The sequence below is a fragment of the Skermanella sp. genome (assembly GCF_059503625.1).
In genome coordinates this window covers 1-2,048 of the sequence record NZ_JCACHA010000539.1, presented here as the reverse complement: position 1 = coordinate 2,048, position 2,048 = coordinate 1, and the positions used below count along the sequence as shown (strand labels likewise).

1 protein-coding gene is annotated in these 2,048 nt (G+C 41.2%); it reads right to left on the bottom strand.

From position 1 onward, the window contains the following. Positions 1 to 1,930 (bottom strand): ATP-dependent nuclease (locus AC5JJ6_RS11520; protein WP_496042164.1); only part of this gene is annotated, 1,930 nt, incomplete at its 3' end. Positions 1,931 to 2,048 lie beyond the last annotated feature (118 nt).

Here is a 2,048-nt window from a genome sequence, read left to right as displayed (position 1 = left end):
CAATAAGTCCTAACCGCAGCAAAACAGATATGTTTTTCTCACCGAACTTTTTCTGCATCTGTGGTATAGAAGTTATTGTGCTGAGGGCAAACGAATAGGCATTGACTATGTTATGAGGCTTGCAGTTCAGAAGATAGACACTCTGTCCAGGAGCATTCTGCGATTCCAGTATTACTTCAGGTGCGGTATCATCTAACTCTTGTCTATTGGCACCTGTGGCCTTCTCATCATTTTCATGTTTGCTAACGGAACTCGCTGAAGATCGGCTTTCTAACGACATATCCTCATTTTCCACTGCTTTGCCCACTTCTTCGACATTCTTCTTGCCCAAAATTGAGACTTGTGCCCCATTCTTTGTTTCTGGCTTAGCCAGAGACATGATTTCAATAATTTGGTCAAAAAGTATTTTAAAATGGCGAAAAGCTTCTTGTGGAAGGTATGGTACAACATACTTCGCGAATTTTATCTTGGAATTTCCATCTATTTTCATAAAACGAAGTTGATCTGCTAGGTAAGACGTTACCGGAACGTTGTTGCATTGCACCGTCACTGACATTGGCAATAGGACTAACTTGTGACCTTCCACCTCTTTTGATAGAAATTCTTCATCAAACATGAACTCGATGGGGAAGTTTTGCGCTTCAATCAAATCCTGCTTCTCTGCAATTGGTGGGAGCAAAATTGCAAACGCCCTTCCATTGGAATGTGCCTTAACCCAACTTTTTCCAAGAAATTCACTATAATTTCGGTCTAATCTAAAGCCGAGTTGGCCCTCACGGTCGTTGTCGAAAATACCGATTTTTGGCATGGTGACACCGGGAATGATCGAGCAAAAATGCTTTGCAAGAGTTGGAGCGCCTCCGCTACCGCCAGTAGAATTGCTGTCTGGGGTGGTATCGCAGGAAATAACTTCGCATGGCATAATCTCGCCTGGAAATACCTTTTTCCAAGCTTCTTTTATTATCATAACGTCAGTTTTTCCCTCCGTTACAATTACAGGCTTAGAAAATTTTTCGATCTCAGACTCTAATTGCTTTGCCTGGATTTCTAGCTGTGCAGTGCGGGCTTTAGCCTCCTCAGCTTCAGCTATTTTTCCTTCCATTATCTGGTGCAACTGTGACATAAGTGATATATGCCCAAGCTCTTCAGCAATAGTTAAATCATCTATCCCGCTGGCTCTTGCCCTATCTACAGGGGTAATAGTCGTATCGTCGCCAACTTTAATTGCTCGAAATAGAGAGCACCGGTTGTCATCAACCGAAATAAAGGCAGGACTATGAGTTGTAATTACAATCTGAGAATTTTTTCTATACTCGGTTGCGCAACTTTGAAACATCTGATTGGCTCTACGGTATTCCATGGAGTTTTCTGGCTCTTCAAAGCCCCAGATGTGACGCTGCTTGGACCTCTTGGCCATATAATCCAAAATAGTTGGGATCATTCTTAATCGAATTCCATCACCTAAGGCATTGATATCCATTGATGCTCCCAATTGCTCAGCATTTACAATCCTGACGGGCACGGAGCGAAAGGCATCTGGTAAGTTGGATGGTAAAGAGAAATCGATGGGCACATCGGTAGCTTTTAGAAAATCTTTTCGCAAAGATCCAGTAGTAGACTTTAAATAATTGTTAACAACCGCAAGTTCATCATTAAAGCGTTGAGCAAATTTCTCTTGTTGCTCAAATATAGAATGATGTAAATAGCTCATAATTTCAGTAAATACATCAATATCTTTGATGGCTGGAATGTAAATATACCGGTGTCGACTTAGAAAAATGTTGACTATTTGTAGCATAAAGTCTGTTGGTGGATTATGCTGTTGGTCGTTTTCTCTACCAGGACCATGAACATTGATGTCTCCCTTTGTTGCATTATCATACCAAGTCTTAGAAACTGTGAATATCGATGGTAGAGTATCTTTGAACAATTCTCCACGAGAAAATTTGACCGAAATCACTATTGAGGGTTTAGCTTTAGATTTCCGCTTTCGAAGCTCATCATCTCTCCGGATGGAAAAATCCCGCGAGAAATTGATCTTTGTCTGC